We start from the raw sequence: 13,357 nt of genomic DNA, 5'->3' as shown, positions 1-13,357 counted from the left end.
AAATCCCCCCCTTCCCGTTCTCACTTCGAGTTACAGTAACCCGAATTCGGCAAACATATGATTTTGTAAAGATCGCAATACTTTTAAGGCTCTTACGAGCTCATCCTTCTCGTTAGAACGTAGATAGCTAAAAGGAACGACGGAAGAAACCTCCTCTTGCCGTTCATACTTTTTCCAAGCATACTCTACTCGGATCCGCATTACTGTACTGAATGCATTGAGCAAGTCTTCGGCAAAAGCACTCGTCATGGCATCTTTATTAACGAGATGCTGAATCTTTTCTCGAGGTGTTCCATCGACAACGCCATGATGAAGTGCCAATATCTGTAAAGCGTGATGAAATGGAAAAAGCGCTTCCTTCTTTATGTCAATACTTTTGCGCTCTAAACGAAATAAAGAACGAATTCGGTCACCGAGTTGCGGTACAGGCTGCTCCTTCTCTACCTGTGCCAGACGAAAGAGAAAAATGCCAGACCGATCAAGTTGATTGTATATCTTTTCAAGAAAGCGACCGTAGAGCAGAGGGTCGCCATAGACAAAGCGAAAAGAGAAGAAGTTCTGCGCCAACATCAACTTTTCGTTGGTAGCGTGAATCATCCAACCTCGCAATCGCTCTTCCCATTGCGTTAAACTACCGCGCCATTGTTTCTCACTGGCCATCATTTTACCGCGACAAAGCGCGTAGCCGGCCCATTCTAAATGGCGTACAATCTTTTGTCCTAAAAGGGCAAAGTAATATTCAACCTCTTCTCGCTTTTCTGGCAATGGATCATCAAAGATCAGAAAATGATCTTGATCCGTTAGCATAAACTGTTCTCTTCGACCGGCACTGCCCATTTGAAGCCAACAAAAAGAAACAGGCGCTAGACCATGACCATCTTCTTCCATGCTTTGCAAAGCCAAGTCAACACAATGTCTTACCAGACGATCATAAAGACTTGTAACTGTATCGAGAGTGTGTAAGATAGGCGTTCCATCTCTTAATAAGCTTGATAAGATGTAACTTATGCCCTCTTTAACTTCTGGCAGCTTTTCATGACTTGCTTCTTCAATGGCTTGCACCATCTTTACAGTGCCTTTATGCTTTTTGCGAAGCAGATCAGATAAAGTAACCATCCCAACGACTTGATCGCCATCGACAACAGGCAGATGCTTAATTCCTTTTGTTAGAAAAAGAGAGATTGCTTCATAATAGTAGGCCTGTCGAGAAATGGTGAAGGGGGTTGCTGTCATAATCCTGTCAACAGTACCTTCCCGTGCATTGAGGGGTTCTAAAATTGACGCAACCATATCTTTTTCTGTAATAATACCAATGAGTTGCCCTTCTTTCATCACGACGACGGAACTGGCTCGATGGTCAATCATTTTCTGAGCAGCCTCATAAATAGCAACGCCCGATTCTACTGATAAGACTGGATAGCTCATCAGATCATCAACGCGACGAACGAAAGTCTCTCGTTCTCCCCACTCCCTAGCCTGTTTCACTTGTTCTGCCAGAGAAGAGTAGACATCTTTCAGTCGCGCTGCCAATTGACGAAGAATATAGTCTCTAACACCATCATCATTCCAGCGTTCTTCTAGGACAGAAAAAGGAATGGATAAGCACTGGCAATCATCTAAAGCGCGCACAGCTAAGTTTTGAGGCGTCGTATAATGGACTGGTTCACTCAGAAAGTCAGCGACAGCAGAAAGGCCCACTAACTGGTTAGGCTGTAATACCTCTAACGTATCTTTCTCTTTATCATCAAGTTCAGGACAATCAATATAGATCTCTACAAGCCCACTGAGAAGAAGCAGCAGGCCATCACTAGCACTTTTTGAGTAAAATATTTTCTCTGAGCGACTGTATTGCTTTAGTTCACAAGAACGAAGCAATCTTTCGAGCTCCGAAAGGGACACCCCCTTGAAAAGGGGGTGTCTATTTATTTGACGGAGCAGTTGATCATCTATTTTCATGGAGCCACACTTCCCCATCTTTATAGGTCATCTGTTCAGGATAACGTAAATCCATAACTTCTTCTTTCAACTTTTGAGAAGGTTCTGGTGTTGCTAATGAAACAAGAATTGTTGCGAGTAAGCTAATAGGGGCACCAAAGATACCTGCACCTGTGTCTATAATACCAAACAAAGAAACGCCAAAGTAACGGGCTAAAATAATATATGTTAAAGTCACAACCAAACCAGACAACATGCCAGCAATTGCACCCTGGGCATTACATCGAGTCCACCACACACCAAGTACGAGCACTGGGAAGAAGGTTCCTGCAGCAAGTGAGAAAGCCCAGGCTACAATCTGAGTGATAACACCAGGTGGATCAAGTGCTACTAGACCAGCGACAATGGTAGCTACAGCAATAGAAAGTCGTGCAACAAGTAAGCGCTTTTCTTCACTGGCCTGTGGATTTATCAAGCGATAGTAGATATCGTGAGCAAATGAAGAAGAGATGGCAATCAGCAATCCACCTGCCGTAGAAAGCGCTGCTGCTAGAGCACCTGCCGCCATTAAACCAATAACAAAAACACCTAGGTTGGCAATTTCTGGTGTAGCCATAACGACAATATCATTGCTAATCGTAATTTCAGACCACTGTAAAATACCATCACCGTTTGTATCAATCATCTGCAAGCGGCCTGTATCGATCCAGGTCTGTGTCCAAGCAGGCAATGCATCAAAAGGTTGGCCAGCAACTTCTGTCATCAAGATAAAGCGTGAAAAAGCTGCGTAAGCCGGCGCTGTTAAGTAAAGCATACAGATAAAAAGAAGAGCCCAAGCACCACTCCAACGAGCGGCCTTCATCGTCGATACGGTATAAAAGCGAACAATAACGTGAGGAAGAGCTGCTGTACCCGCCATCAAGCAGAACAATAATGCCAGAAATTGCGCTTTATTGGTCTGTTCAAAAGGTGCAAAGTACTGACTGATTCCTAGGTCTCGATCAAGCTCGCCGAGCTTCGTAACTATTTCACCGTAGGTAATCCAAGGAATTGCGTTACCCGTAATCTGTAAAGACATAAAAACAACAGGAATTAGATAAGCAATAATTAAAATTATGAACTGTGCCACCTGTGTCCAGGTAATGCCACGCATACCACCAAAAGTAGCATAAATCGTGATTACCACGACACCGATGATTGTACCAATGGCTGCATCTATTTCAAAGAGTCGTCCTAAAACAACGCCGGTACCTGATAATTGCCCAATAATGTAAACAAAGCTGATCAGCATTGTCCCAATGGCTGCAATTAACCTCGCCTTATGACTGTCAAAGCGGTCACCGATAAACTCCGGTACCGTATAGCGACCATACTTTCTTAACTGAGGCGCTAGCAAAAAGGTCAAAAGCAAGTAACCGCCAGTCCAACCCATGATATAGGCAAGACCGTCATAGCCAAGAATCATAACCGTACCGGCCATTCCTAGAAAGGAAGCTGCACTCATCCAGTCACCGGCAATGGCCATCCCATTCCACACTGGAGGAACACCGCGGCTCGCCACGTAAAAGTCCGATGTTTGTCTCGCTCGATTATATACTGCAATCCCAATGTAAAGAGCAAAAGACAGAAAGATAAAAGCCATACTCGTCAGAAATTGCTGATCCACGTTGTTCCCCCCTATTCGATTTTAATGGTCTAAGGTTTTTCCAGACCCTAGCCTTTCATTGGCCTCTTCATCAATACCAAAGCTCTTGTCTACACGATCGCTCACAACTGCATTAACAAATAGCAATACGACAAAGATGATGAGCGCACCCTGAGCTCCCATGAAGTAGTGGAAAGGCATTCCATTCACATTAAAACCCGTTAAAGAGTCGGCAAAAGCAACTACCCCAAAGGATACGATAAACCAGATGGACAGATAGATAGCAACATGCTTCACCCTGGTGTAATAGTAGGCATTGGCCACCTGCTTATCAAGTTTCTTCACACCCATCACCTTCTTTCCTAAAGTAGACATTGAACTCTTTCGCTTTGTCTTCGAGTCTGGCTTAACGGAGACTCATAATAAACTGTAACGTTTCAAAAAAACCCATAGGCACCATTGCAATCTGAACCATCATATGGACGAAAATGGCAGCAAAAGGCAACCCTAAGAACAATGGCTGCTTCCGATATACAGCTAGAAAGATACTGGCAATCGTAACCAATAAAATTACATACAACACCTGCAAAGACCCTCCTTTCGTGAATATTTCGATTATTCTTTACCTTCTGCCACCTTACCTCTCAAAATGGTTCTTTGTGGAAAGGGCTCGAGCCTTATTGTATCTGAATTTTGTAATTGTTGCAAAAACTTTTTTTAAGATGCAATAATTTATCCTCAAGCGGTTGATTATAACGGTTTAACGGTATTGCCACTTCTCTTTTCCGTCATCACTCTTGATCACACCCTTTTTTGAGAAAATGTTTAGACATGTTTATGATGTCATACGTATAAAGATGAAAAAGTAATTGGCAAAGGGAGTGAAATAGTGGGAAAAAAAGGTCTCTTCCTCTATCTATCTCGTCCTCTTCTGATCAAAGTTGTAGCTCTCTTTGGGCTGTTGGCCTTCACCCTTTCGGCCTATTTTATCGTTATCAAATTCAAGGAACCGTCAGTACCTATCATATTTATCGATGCAGGTCACGGAGGCATTGACAGTGGTGCTCGCTACAATAATATCAATGAAAAAGATTTAAATTTAAAAATCGCCTTGGCTCTCGGGGAAGAATTGCAAAAGCGAGGATACGAGATCATCTATAGTCGCACAGAAGATATCGACATGTGCACCCTGTTTGGACTCCCTTACAGTGAACGACAAGATTTGCAAGTACGAGTTGAGCAGGTAGAACAATCGAAGGCCGACTTATTAATTAGTATCCATTGCAATGCTACCAGTAACAGCCACGAGCGTGGACCTATGACTTTTTACCACCATTCATCAAAAGAAAGCAAAGAGTTGGCCTATCATTTGCAACGGCACATGAACTATGTAGCGTTAAATAGCACGCCTGCGATTACCTATACCTATCAACCACGATCGGCCAACTTTTATCTTCTGCGTAACACTTCTGTACCAGCAGTACTTGTCGAAGCTGGCTTTATGTCCAACCCCGAAGACCTGAAACTTCTTCTAGATCCCCTCTATCAACAAGAGATAGTTCAGGTACTTGCACAAGGAACGGAAGAGTTTTTACAAGGCCTTTCTCTTTATGATCTTGATTTTTTTGCCGATCCTGTCATTCGCTCTTCCGAAGCCTCTCCTGAAGATGATACGATAGCCGTAGAGGCAGAGGATTTATACAATTCCTTGCTACAGTGGCAACAAATCTCAGAGTTTTTTCCCGAAGATTTAATTCTACAAAGTCTTACAATCCGAGGTACTCATGTAGAGCTTAGTTTTAACAAAGCCTTGGAAAGATTTTTAGCCGATGATCCGACAGCTTTCCGCATGTCTATGAGCGCTTTGTCAGATCGCCTTTCTACTTGGTCCTTCACTACCTTTTCTATCCGCTGCGAAGGCAAAGTGCTGTCAGAACAAGTTGATCGCCAGTTAGAGTGGGATCAAACGATACCTGTAACTAGCAAGCAAGCCAAAATGGCCATTGTTATTGACGATCTTGGCAATAGAGCCGTAGGTACTGAAGAATTGTTGCAAATCAATCGCCCCATTACGCTAGCCATTATGCCTTTTATGGAACATTCGACAGAAGAAAGCGAAAAAGCCCATCGTTCTGGCTTTCCTGTCATCATACATCTTTCTTTAGAAGCCAATCGTGCTTCTCCAAATTGGTACGGACCCAGTACGATTAAAACATCTATGTCAGACGAAGAAATTATTTCGATTGTTGAACAGGCCCACTCTTCTGTCCCCCATGCAATCGGTTTTAACAACCACATGGGCTCAAAAGCAACAGCCGACGAGCGGGTTGCCCGGCTACTTGTCGAAAAAGCAAAAAAACTGAACTGGCTGATTGTTGATAGTCGCACATCAGAAGACTCAAAGCTAATCGAAGAAGCAAAGCGTCTAGACGTCCCTTACGGCAGCCGTGACTACTTTATCGATGTGGCTCATAGTAAAGAAGGTACCAAAAAGCGCATATTAGAAGCAGCGAAAACAGCTATGAAGACAGGAAAAGTGCTAATTATCGGACACGTAGGACCCGATGGAGGCAAAAGTACCGTGCAAGCGCTTCGAGAAGTGTTACCAGAACTAGAAGCGAAAAATGTAGAGATCGTATCGGTTACAGATATAGCCCAACAGATACAAGTAGAAGAAAGAAAAAAGGCTTCGAGTTCTACTCAAAGCCTTTAATTCATGTTAATTCACTAAGAAACATCAATGCCATGACGGGCTGCCAAAAGACGGATCTGATAAGCTGCCGTCCTATCAATACCCCGGCTCATAAGAGATGAAATACCCTGCGCTGTAAAAGGTACTCGCACATCTCCACCTTTACAAGCAGCTGCAAAAGTTCCATCAACGGTAGCGGCTGCTGTAAAACCAATGGAAAGGTCTTCTTTGTCTACAAATAAATCGTAGTATTTACAGCCATTTTCTAGCTTCGATAAAATTTCATTGTTATGAACATGTTCTGCAGATAGGCTATAAGCAAACCACTTATGAAGCCCAAACTTACGGTCTTCTAAAGCTTCTTCTGTAAGAGCCTGCGCCCATGCCTTTCCATCTTTAGATAGAATCAATTCCTTTTCCTGTCCATTCTGAACCAGCAGCAGTGCATAGACTCGAAAGGCCGTTAAGAAACAATTGTAACGATTGATCTCATTCAATGTAGCTTTGCAAATCTCATGATTGCTGTTTTTTAATTCTTTGTAGATGGAGAGGAAGACACGTTGGGTAAAAGCGTCAGTCTTATAAACTTGTACTTCTAAAGCGTTTTCTTCTAGTCCAGACCGGCCTGTTTTCCCGTAAGGATTGATATGTAATACGCCCCATTTGGTCTCATTTTCAAAGGTACCTCGAGACTCATCAAGCCACTCTTTGGCGGCAATCATACGGTGCTTGTTCAGCAGTTGAACCAACTCAAAGATTCCCGTACGCATGGGAATATCAGAATAGTAGTGAAAGCCATCAAAAGACTTGTCCTCGTGAAAAGCAAAGTTTTTATTTTTCTGTAACATAAAAGGTTTGAGCTCTGCCGGAAAGTCCACATAGAAGTCTCGATTGGAGTGGATAATCGCAACTTTCCCCAGTTCATAGTAAGGATCAGCATTGGTTAAACTGGTAATCTTCCAGCGCTCTTCTTGTGCCTTAACCGCTTCTAGGGCTCCGGCACCAGGCTTTTTTTCCCCTTGTGAGGCTACAGACTCAACAGGGGCTTCTTCTTTTTTACCAAAAAGTCGGCTCAAAAAACCTGCCATATCGATTAATCACCTCTAGCGTTTATTATACTGAAGAATATAGGAAAATGAAACTAAAAGAAAAAGTAATGCAAAAAGAAGCACGAAGATGCCATCATCTTCGTGCTTCTTCATTTTTATGACAATATTTTAAGCTTTTGGTTCCTTTTGCTGATCTTGAGGTAGGCGTTCTATCACGATAGCACAGTCAGGGCATACGTTCTGGCAAATGCCGCAGGCAATGCACGCAGGATCTTGTTGCACTTCTACAGCCGGCGTGCCATAAATACCAAGCTTACCGGACCAAGTAATCGTATCGGTCGGACATTTCTCAATGCAGAGGCCGCAGCCCTTGCAAAGTCCTGGGAAGAGATTGAATCTTCCTTTACCGCTTTCTGTAGTGTAGACTTTCCATTCGGCCATGGGGGGAGTTCCTCCTTTTTCCCGCAGGGATCTTACATCTGGCCTTCAACCAGTTGCATGCCCCGCTCAAGGCGCGGTAATTTAATTCACGTAGTTGAGGATTTTGCTCAAACTTATATCCTAGCTTATCTTCCAAAGCTTCTTTTGCTTGTTCAGGTGTTACAACCTGTGTCGCCCGAATGGTTGCGCCCATGATGATGATGTTAAAAACACGAGGGTGCAACTCATTTTTTGCTACTTCAATGGCTGGAATCCCAAAAACTTTCTTCGCATTTTTGGGCAGATCATCTTCTACCCCTTCAATGGAAGTATCATATATAAATACCGTATTTTCGTCGACATATTGCGCACAACGACGAACAGCACGATCGGAAAGTGCAATTACAATATCGCCTTTTACGTACTTTGGTGAACCAATCTTTTCTTCGTCAGAAATCTGAACGAAAGCAATAGAAACACCGCCACGCTGTTCTACACCAAAGTTAGGGATATAAAGCGCTTCTTTTCCTTCTTCGTTAGCCGCTTCAACCAAAATTTCAGCAACCGATTGAACGCCTTGGCCACCTTCACCAGCCAGTGCGATTTTGACCAGTTTGCCCATGCTTAACCCTCCTTCTTAGCGGGAACTTTCAGTTCACCGACTTTGAAGTATTTAGGCATTTCTTTCTCCACAAATTCCCACGTCTTGGCCGCATTGGTGCGCCAGTTCGTTGGGCAAGAAGCAAGTGCTTCTACGAAGGAAAAGCCATTGCCGTCAATCTGGTTTTGCAGAGCTTTTTTCATCATCTGCGTCAATTGACGCAAGTTGGACATAGTACCGCGAGCTACATAGGCACTGTCTGGTGTAATGGCAGCAACCATCTCGGGACCCAGTGTTGGGTTACCTGACCAATCGGTGTCACGACCGTAGGGTGACGTTTCTGTTTTCATGCCTGGCAAAGTTGTAGGTGCCATTTGTCCGCCGGTCATGCCGTACTGGGCATTGTTAGCCAAAAGAACAAAGATACGCTCGTTACGAGTCGCTGCGTTCACAAGGTGCTGGGAACCGATGGCATAACCGCCACCGTCACCCATATAAGCAATGCAAATCAATTCAGGACGAGCACGCTTTACACCTGTCATGACAGGTGTAGTCCGACCGTGGTGTGCCTGAATCGTATCGAAGTTAAAGAAATCCCAAGACAAGAGAGAACATCCAATATCACAGCCGAAAACAACTCGATCTTGAATGCCCAGTTCGTCAATGGCTGTCCCCAGCGCTTTTAACACATCACCATGACCACAGCCAGGGCAGAACTTATGAGGCTTCGTCTCTTGACGCCAGCACTTGGGCATTTTCGGTTCCATTACTGTTGTAACAGTCATTCTTGCTAACCCTCCCCTTAGAGCATGGACTTAACTTTATTCATGATTTCGTCCGATGTAATCCCAAGACCTGGCTTAAAGATGTACTCCATCGGTGTAGAATTCCCATAAAGAGAATGCTGGCAAAGCTTCGCAAACTGCCCTTGCGCTGATTCAACAACAAGCAGTTTCTTAGCCTGATTTGCTACAGCTTTTAGTTCTTGATCTGGGAAGGGGCGCAACGTGATGGGACGGAAGTGACCTGCTTTAATACCTGCTTTACGCAGTTCCCGAATGGCTTCTACAGCGGCACGACTCACAACACCGTGAGCGAGCACAACAACTTCAGCATCATCGCAGTCAAAGCTCTCACTTTCTACAATCTCAGGGGCCACTTTTTCATAATCAGCCACTAGATTGCTTACCACTTCGTAGAGTTCTTCTTCTGTGTTATAGGTGTTTCTCAAGTGGGCTGGATCGCGATCTACGCCAGCCGTTCCAGGCAAACCAACAAAGGGGGAAGTGTTGACCATTTCAATGCCCCGCGTTGCAGGATCATACATGGTCAAAGATTCACGCATCTTTGCTTGATAGCCATCACCGAGAACAAAGGTAGGAATGCGATATTTCCAAGCTGTATTGAAAGACTTGATGGTGTAGTCATATAACTCCTGGTGATTGCAAGTGGAGTAGACAACACGGATTCCCTCTCCGTTAGCACCATAGCAAGTCATGGTTACTTCTTGTTGTGAGTAGATAACTGTTGCTGTTGATGGACCGCCTCGTTGCATAATCACAACGACGGTTGGAATACGCATCATTTCAGCCATGGACATAGACTCTTGAATCAAGGTGTTACCAGGACCAGCTGTGGCTGTGAAAGCTCTTTTTCCTGACATAACACCACCGACTGTTGTAAAGCCAGCAGAAATCTCATCTTCTGTCTGCAAGAAAGGCTTGTTGTACTTTGGAGCTAGACGGGTATAGTAATGCATAATCTCATTCTGAGGCGTAATCGGATAACCATACATAATATCTACATCGGCAGCAAGAGCAGCGTAAGCAACTGCCTCGTTACCCGTTACGAACATCCGTTTTTCTCCTTGAATCGGCTTATCAGCCATGTAGCAGGTGCACCTCCTGAAGGTGATATGTTACCAAAAAGTTTTCGGCATTAACCGTTGCAAATAACGAACAGGATTTCCCATACAATCCCGGTCTCCCAAGACTTTTCGAAACTTCTCATCAGCAGCCGTTGCCTCTATAGGCAACCCTAAAATCTCCGCGGCTTCCGCCACAACCTTGGCGCCTTCCTGTATGATCTGTTCATCCGTCTCTTCACCGAGATGGGTATTGTTTAACAGAGCATGGACAGGACCTAAGTGTTGGACATATTCCACAATGTCTTGAATCGTGGAAGTCATCGGTCGAGAAATATTAATCACAGCAATGATACGGAGTTCTGGATGATCTTGAGCACCATGAAGCAAATTCAATGTCTTAGAACCTTCTACACCATAGCCAATATCAAGAACAATATGGCCTTCTCGCCGCAATGCCCAAAGCATATCGCCTCGTACTAGGTTCCCTGCTTCTCCAAGACCGACTGTATCGCCCGTTTCCCAAGCAATCACAGACAGGCCCTTTGCTTCAAGCTCTCTTTTGATCGGTCTGAGTGTATAAAATGGTTCAACCACGTCTAAGTCAACCAAAGTGACTTGATCACTTCTTTGCAGAAGCGCTAGGGCGCGATTGACAGCATTTTCACTCTTCCCACTCGCATATTCTCCAATGTAAGCTTCTACAATCCTCCGTTGTTCGGAGCCAAGAATCGTCCACCACCTCCATTGTGTTTAATATTCCCCGGTTATTGTTGAATTCATGCTCCTTGTGAAAAACCCTTTTCTCTTTTTTGAGTCTAAACGACAATACAAGAGAAAAGACTCTATATATAGGCAAGAAAAAAGAACGAAGGATCCCATTGTCAGGGAAGTCATATATACCCTCGCCCACCATTGATTATTATATATAATGAAAGTCAATGCAGTCAAGCTTTTACATTAATAACCAGTATTTCAAGGCGGTTACCAAAATCAGCCCAGGGATCCCCAGAAATCCTATGAGCAAAGCAGTGAAAAGATTCAAAGGGAGTGAAAACCCCACAAAAGCCCCTACAAAGTTGGTGGCCCAGAGGATTAACAAACCAAGAAGAGAATTGAAAGCAATGATAAAGATCCAGCGAATGGGACGCCATAAAAAGTGAACAGCCAGTAAAAGCATAAGACCAACAAGGGCTACCAACATCAGCTGCTCCGTCGTTAACTCCATCATCATTATCACCTCTAACTTGTTACGTGAGTCGTTCTTTCTTAATATGGAAAATGTTTCCCTTACATACCTACGCTTGTCTCTTCAAAAGAGAACAGAAAAAAACAGCTAGTCTCTGGTTAAACCAGAACATAGCTGTTTTTTCATAATTTCCTGATTCTGTTGGGGTTACTGCTTTTAAAGCTCTCTTCGGCCTTCCAAAGCTCGCACCAAAGTAACTTGGTCAGCATACTCCAAATCTCCACCTACAGGCAGCCCGTGGGCAATTCTCGTCACTTTTAAGCCCATGGGCTTAATGAGGCGAGCTAGGTAGGCGGAAGTCGCTTCTCCTTCTACGGTTGGGTTCGAGGCCAGAATGACTTCCTGCAAAGCAGGAGAAGAGAGCCGCGCCATCAATTCTTTCACTTTTAACTGTTCTGGGCCAATTCCTTCCATGGGTGATAAAGACCCATGAAGTACATGATAAAGACCGTGATAGTCTCGCGTCTTCTCAATGGCCACAACATCTCTTGGATCTTCAACGACGCAAAGGATCGATCGATCGCGCCGCTCATCTTGACAAAAGCGACAGGGATCGGAATCGCTTAAATTCATACAACAAGAACAATAGAGGGTCTTATCATGGGCATCGACAATCGCTCGAGCCAAGGCAACGGCATCGGAACGTTTTTGGCGAAGCAAAAAGAAAGCAAGCCGCTGCGCTGTTTTTGGACCGATGCCTGGTAATTTAGAAAGCTCTTCAATGAGCCGACTTACAGGCTCTGCATAATACAACATATAGTTTCATTTAGAAGAGACCGGGGATTTTGACTCCACCCGTAATCTTAGACATTTCCTGCGCCACCATTTCTTGCGATTTCCGCAAAGCTTCATTGACAGCTGTCAAAACAAGGTCTTGCAGCATTTCTACATCATCTGGATCGACGGCCTCAGGCGCAATTGAAATCGATAAGACTTCATTTTTCCCATTAACAACAACCTTAATAGCCCCGCCTCCGGCTGTAGATTCAACAGTACGTTCTGCCAATTCTTCTTGCATTTTGGCCATATCAGTTTGCATTTTCTGCACTTGCTTCATCATTTTTTGCATATTGCCACCGAACATATCGATTCCCCCTAAAAAACTCATTCACTACAGTTTACCACGATACGCAAAAAGTATAAAGAGGTGAAGAAAAAGGAAGCGTAAAAGTTATTTTTTTTCGGCACAATAATAACGAGGTGAGCAAAAATGGCCAAGCGCAAGCAAAGCCCGAAAAAAGGTGCGCCTCTAGAAGCTCAAGAAGTAACAGCTTTAGAACAGGAGATGGCCGAAGGTTTGAACCCAGATGACTTTCCAGAAACACCAATGAGTCAAAGGGCAAACCATGGAGGTGGCTAAGCATGTGGAGTATCGTTAGACGTCTTCTCCCAATGGGCGTTCGTGGTTTCTTTATGTATAACGCTGCTCGCTTGGGACTGCGCTGGATCTTCCGCAACCGCTGGACCATCCGCTAAAAGGTCAGAGCCAAAGCTTGTGCAGAGATCAGAATTCTGGTCTCTGCACAGTCATTTCCAGTAGAACCAGTTAGAATCGCCTTTACAAATCCTACGAACCACGCTATACTATTGCTTGTATCAATTGAGCCAGCTTTGGTCGTGCTAGACGGGGCGTTAGCGGTGCCTTGTAACTCGCAATCCGCTGTAGCGGGGTTGAAGCTTTTTCTGAGGGCCTGTCTTGTGGGGACTGGCCTCTGTAAGTGGTGTAGACGGTTGGGTCCTACGCAACGAAAACCTATGAACCCCGCCAGGTCCGGAAGGAAGCAACGGTAAGTAGGCCCTTTCGGGTGCCGTGGGGTAGCCTGGCTCGAGCTAACTGCAGAGGTAACGCCTGGAAGGCAGTTTTCGAAGAAAAGCGCACGGCCTTTAATATTATAGTATATA

15 protein-coding genes and 1 other RNA gene are annotated in these 13,357 nt (G+C 44.4%); 3 read left to right on the top strand and 13 right to left on the bottom strand.

The genetic code is table 11. The annotated features are described in order from the left end of the window. Window positions 1-30: 30 nt before the first annotated feature. The 4 genes from FTV88_RS11730 to FTV88_RS15570 all read right to left on the bottom strand — a co-directional run bounded on the left by FTV88_RS11730 (window position 31) and on the right by FTV88_RS15570 (window position 4,163). On the bottom strand, window positions 31-1,956 hold the full coding sequence (locus FTV88_RS11730) for a DUF294 nucleotidyltransferase-like domain-containing protein (RefSeq protein WP_162008019.1): 1,926 nt from the start codon (window positions 1,954-1,956) through the stop codon (window positions 31-33). Then, window positions 1,943-3,601 carry a sodium:solute symporter family protein gene (locus FTV88_RS11725; RefSeq protein ID WP_153725789.1) on the bottom strand — a complete coding sequence of 553 codons (1,659 nt, stop codon included), beginning with the start codon at window positions 3,599-3,601 and terminating at the stop codon, window positions 1,943-1,945. Before FTV88_RS11725 ends, FTV88_RS11730 begins: the two co-directional genes overlap by 14 nt. 21 nt (window positions 3,602-3,622) lie before the next feature. Beyond that, entirely contained in the window at window positions 3,623-3,925 is a 303-nt protein-coding gene (locus tag FTV88_RS11720; RefSeq protein WP_153725788.1) for a DUF4212 domain-containing protein, read from the bottom strand. A 61-nt stretch (window positions 3,926-3,986) separates the two neighbouring features. Further along, window positions 3,987-4,163: a hypothetical protein gene (locus FTV88_RS15570; protein ID WP_170285772.1), complete on the bottom strand. Its 177-nt coding sequence runs from the start codon at window positions 4,161-4,163 to the stop codon at window positions 3,987-3,989. Window positions 4,164-4,469: 306 nt separating this feature from the next. Here FTV88_RS15570 and FTV88_RS11715 point away from each other — a divergent pair, with 306 nt between their 5' ends. Continuing rightward, a complete protein-coding gene (locus FTV88_RS11715; protein ID WP_153725787.1) occupies window positions 4,470-6,293 on the top strand; it encodes a divergent polysaccharide deacetylase family protein in 1,824 nt (607 codons plus the stop codon). A gap of 14 nt (window positions 6,294-6,307) precedes the next feature. Here FTV88_RS11715 and FTV88_RS11710 read toward each other — a convergent pair whose 3' ends face one another. The 9 genes from FTV88_RS11710 to FTV88_RS11670 all read right to left on the bottom strand — a co-directional run bounded on the left by FTV88_RS11710 (window position 6,308) and on the right by FTV88_RS11670 (window position 12,539). Next, on the bottom strand, window positions 6,308-7,360 hold the full coding sequence (locus tag FTV88_RS11710; RefSeq protein ID WP_153725786.1) for a hypothetical protein: 1,053 nt from the start codon (window positions 7,358-7,360) through the stop codon (window positions 6,308-6,310). 129 nt (window positions 7,361-7,489) lie between these two features. Beyond that, window positions 7,490-7,762: a 4Fe-4S dicluster domain-containing protein gene (locus FTV88_RS11705; protein ID WP_153725785.1), complete on the bottom strand. Its 273-nt coding sequence runs from the start codon at window positions 7,760-7,762 to the stop codon at window positions 7,490-7,492. Next, window positions 7,725-8,363, bottom strand: a complete 639-nt coding sequence (locus FTV88_RS11700) for a 2-oxoacid:ferredoxin oxidoreductase subunit gamma family protein (RefSeq protein WP_153725784.1) — start codon at window positions 8,361-8,363, stop codon at window positions 7,725-7,727. The genes FTV88_RS11705 and FTV88_RS11700 overlap by 38 nt, the downstream gene beginning before the upstream one ends. Before the next feature lie 2 nt (window positions 8,364-8,365). Next, a complete protein-coding gene (locus FTV88_RS11695; RefSeq protein WP_153725783.1) occupies window positions 8,366-9,127 on the bottom strand; it encodes a thiamine pyrophosphate-dependent enzyme in 762 nt (253 codons plus the stop codon). 17 nt (window positions 9,128-9,144) lie between these two features. Next, the gene (locus FTV88_RS11690; RefSeq protein ID WP_153725782.1) at window positions 9,145-10,230 is read right to left on the bottom strand and encodes a transketolase C-terminal domain-containing protein; all 1,086 of its coding nucleotides are present in this window, start codon (window positions 10,228-10,230) and stop codon (window positions 9,145-9,147) included. Between the two features lie 30 nt (window positions 10,231-10,260). Continuing rightward, the gene (locus tag FTV88_RS11685) at window positions 10,261-10,803 is read right to left on the bottom strand and encodes a hypothetical protein (protein WP_368277332.1); all 543 of its coding nucleotides are present in this window, start codon (window positions 10,801-10,803) and stop codon (window positions 10,261-10,263) included. 358 nt (window positions 10,804-11,161) lie between these two features. Continuing rightward, window positions 11,162-11,440 (bottom strand): pro-sigmaK processing inhibitor BofA family protein, encoded by a 279-nt coding sequence (locus FTV88_RS11680; RefSeq protein WP_243137120.1) that lies wholly within the window; start codon window positions 11,438-11,440, stop codon window positions 11,162-11,164. Window positions 11,441-11,611: 171 nt separating this feature from the next. Next, a complete protein-coding gene (gene recR / locus FTV88_RS11675) occupies window positions 11,612-12,211 on the bottom strand; it encodes a recombination mediator RecR (protein WP_279236805.1) in 600 nt (199 codons plus the stop codon). 10 nt (window positions 12,212-12,221) lie between these two features. Continuing rightward, entirely contained in the window at window positions 12,222-12,539 is a 318-nt protein-coding gene (locus FTV88_RS11670) for a YbaB/EbfC family nucleoid-associated protein (RefSeq protein WP_153725780.1), read from the bottom strand. Window positions 12,540-12,665: 126 nt separating this feature from the next. Between FTV88_RS11670 and FTV88_RS11665 the strand changes: the two genes are divergently transcribed. Together FTV88_RS11665 and ffs are read left to right on the top strand one after the other, a co-directional pair. Next, on the top strand, window positions 12,666-12,815 hold the full coding sequence (locus FTV88_RS11665; RefSeq protein ID WP_153725779.1) for a hypothetical protein: 150 nt from the start codon (window positions 12,666-12,668) through the stop codon (window positions 12,813-12,815). 255 nt (window positions 12,816-13,070) lie between these two features. Continuing rightward, window positions 13,071-13,336: signal recognition particle sRNA large type (gene ffs / locus FTV88_RS11660), an RNA gene on the top strand. Window positions 13,337-13,357 lie beyond the last annotated feature (21 nt).

Source organism: Heliorestis convoluta, assembly GCF_009649955.1.
In the GTDB taxonomy this organism is placed as follows: Bacteria; Bacillota; Desulfitobacteriia; order Heliobacteriales; family Heliobacteriaceae; genus Heliorestis; species Heliorestis convoluta.
This window is presented reverse-complemented; position numbering and strand designations above follow the sequence as displayed.